Here is a 2,734-nt window from a genome sequence, read left to right as displayed (position 1 = left end):
CAGCCGATGCTGCGTAAGCAACTTGGAAAGCACGCTTGGAGTGTCCTAGCGCCACGTGGCCAATTTCATGAGCGATAACGTAACGCACTTCGTCGTCTGTCATTGCGTCCATTAGGCCGGTATGTAACCGGATAGAGCCGTTGGGTACCGCAAAAGCGTTGATGTCATCCAACTGATAGACATTGTACTCAAGATCGTTTCCGTCGATATTTTCCCAACCCTGGGTCAGGCTTGCCAGCCGCTCGGCATATTGACTGTCACTGGCGACAAGCTGGTTTTCGGCATCAAGCTGGGCAATCGTTTGATCGCCTAGTTGTTGCATCTGTTCGTCACTCATGGTGACAGCGCCTGCTAGGCCGGTGCCAGCGGAGAGCATACCGCCCATGTCTGCACCTGATTGACAGCCGCTGAGAGTGAGTACGGCAGCTAAACCTAAGGTGCAGGACGTTTTGCGTACTAGAGGCGTTGTTTGCATCGCCAGTTCCTTTGTCGATAGGTATGAATAAATGATGGAAGTCGTGAGTCTAACATGAGGCTTATTTTAACAGGCTAATTATACTGTACATCAATAGGTGGCTCTATACTTCTAGCAATATATGGGGAGAGATAAGTGCAATATCTGACATATCAGGATTATTACCTCGACTAAACGACGTTGGCCTTCAGAGTGGCGCTTGTTTAGGATCAAGGGTGACTCTTCATCAACTAGCGAGCCGTTCTTATGAAGCCTGAAACCATTGCCCTCCACCATGGCTATGCGCCTGATTCACAAAACGCTGTTGCTGTGCCGATCCACCAGACCACGTCGTTTTCATTTGATAGCGCCCAGCACGCGGCGGATCTGTTTGATCTGAAAGTGGAAGGAAATATTTACTCGCGCATTATGAACCCAACCTGCGCCGTGCTGGAGCAGCGGGTGGCCGCGCTAGAAGGTGGCATTGCAGGGTTGGCAGTGGCGTCTGGTATGGCGGCGATTACCTATGCGATCCAAACCATCGCTGAAGCGGGCGATAATATCGTCTCGATTAGTGAGCTGTATGGCGGCACTTACAACTTGTTTGCCCACACTTTGCCACGCCAAGGCATCCAAGTACGGTTTGCCGATAAAGATGATATCGACGGCATCGAAGCGTTAATTGATGAGCGTACCAAAGCGGTGTTTTGCGAGAGCATCGGTAACCCATCCGGTGGCGTGGTGGACCTGAAAAAGCTAGCTGACGCGGCACATCGCCATGGGGTGCCGGTGATTGTTGATAACACCACCGCTACGCCGTTTTTATGTCGTCCCATTGAGCACGGAGCGGATATTGTCGTTCACTCGGCCACGAAATATATCGGTGGCCACGGCACCACGGTGGGCGGTGTGATTGTCGATTCAGGCACATTCCCCTGGGCGGAAAATGCCAGCCGTTTCCCGCTACTAAACGAGCCAGACATCTCCTATCACGGTGTTAGCTATACCCGCGATGTAGGCGATGCTGCCTTTATTGCCCGTGCCCGCGTGGTGCCGCTGCGCAACATGGGCGCGGCGCTTTCTGCCCAGGCGGCCTGGAACCTGCTTCAGGGGCTGGAAACGCTGTCACTGCGTATTGAACGCATTTGTGCCAATGCGTTAGCCGTTGCCAAGCATTTGGAAAACCATCCGCTGGTGAAATGGGTGCACTACGCGGGCTTGGAAAATCACCCTGACCATGCGCTGGCCAAGCATTATATGAACGGCCATGCCTCGGGAATTCTTAGCTTTGGTATTGAGGGGGGCCAGGCAGCCGGTGAGCGTTTCTACGATGCCCTGGCGCTGATTCTGCGTTTGGTTAATATCGGTGATGCTAAAAGCTGCTCTTCGATTCCAGCATCTACCACGCACCGCCAGTTAAATGAGCAGGAGTTAAAGGCCGCAGGCGTTACGCCGGATATGGTGCGCTTGTCGATTGGCATTGAGCATATCGACGACCTGTTAGCAGATATTGATCAAGCACTGGCGGCTTCTCAAGGGTAGTTCTGTTTGCCCCCACCGCTTCATAAGCCAAGAGGTGGGGGCCTTAGGTAGAACAGATGAGTTGAACTAAGCCTGCATTTTTAGTGCTTGGATAGGTAGGTCGCCCTTTAAAATACGCGTCAAAACATAGACAAGCGGGCGTTCTGATGTTCCGTTGGTACGGAATACTTCCCCTTCAAGGATTGCGCCCTCTGCTAACATACGGTGAAGCATGTCGAGGTGTCCTCTGGGCACATAGCCCAGCTTGTGCCCGGCGCTTGCGATGCAAATGGCACCAGTGTCTACAGGGTTTTCAGGTTCGGGAAGAAATTGGATACTGCCACCTACCTGTAAATCAGTTATCTCAAGCTGTGACTCATGACGGAACCCAGCGATTTCGATTAATACCTCGAAGGCCTCAGGTGGGTTGTCGAAAGGGTGAACAACTTCAAAACCGTCATTGGGTAGTTTTGCGCCACTGTAGCCCAGCAAGGCGAAGTCGCTAATAGTAGCATTCGCTGGAATGGCGCGTAGCTCGAGATAGCGCCCAAAGTCACGGCGACTGCGTGGCGGCAAGCGGCGAGTGAATGCTTCCAGCACTTGGTTGCTGTACTCAGTTTTCTTTAGAGGAAATGCCGGGTAGCCTCTAAAGCCCATACGTTTTGCTTCGACCATCTCAGAACTATTTAGGTCGTACAGGAGAACCACTTTACCGTCCCGCTTGATCAGTTCCCCCACTAAATAGCGAGAGCGGCTTGT

General features: G+C 52.5%; 3 protein-coding genes. 1 reads left to right on the top strand and 2 read right to left on the bottom strand.

Annotation, left to right across the window (positions count from 1 at the left end; all coding sequences use genetic code 11):
* Positions 1-475: M48 family metalloprotease (locus INT22_RS20190; RefSeq protein ID WP_226912353.1), on the bottom strand; the 475-nt coding region annotated here is incomplete at its 3' end.
* 246 nt (positions 476-721) lie between these two features.
* On the opposite strand from INT22_RS20190, the gene INT22_RS02635 reads away from it, so the two are divergent.
* Positions 722-1,996: an O-acetylhomoserine aminocarboxypropyltransferase/cysteine synthase family protein gene (locus INT22_RS02635; protein ID WP_193059693.1), complete on the top strand. Its 1,275-nt coding sequence runs from the start codon at positions 722-724 to the stop codon at positions 1,994-1,996.
* Between the two features lie 66 nt (positions 1,997-2,062).
* On the opposite strand, the gene INT22_RS02630 is transcribed toward INT22_RS02635, so the two are convergent.
* On the bottom strand, positions 2,063-2,734 hold a 672-nt coding region (locus INT22_RS02630), incomplete at its 5' end, for an HIRAN domain-containing protein (protein ID WP_226912352.1).

This window comes from Halomonas sp. 3D7M, from assembly GCF_014897885.1.
GTDB lineage: Bacteria > Pseudomonadota > Gammaproteobacteria > Pseudomonadales > Halomonadaceae > Vreelandella.
Note: the sequence above shows the minus strand (reverse complement) of the source record. Positions and strands in the feature narration are given on the sequence as shown.

Excerpts from the sequence above, each read along its gene's own strand:
- INT22_RS02635 (WP_193059693.1), top strand. The coding sequence starts at position 722 with ATGAAGCCTGAAACCATTGCCCTCCACCATGGCTATGCGCCTGATTCA.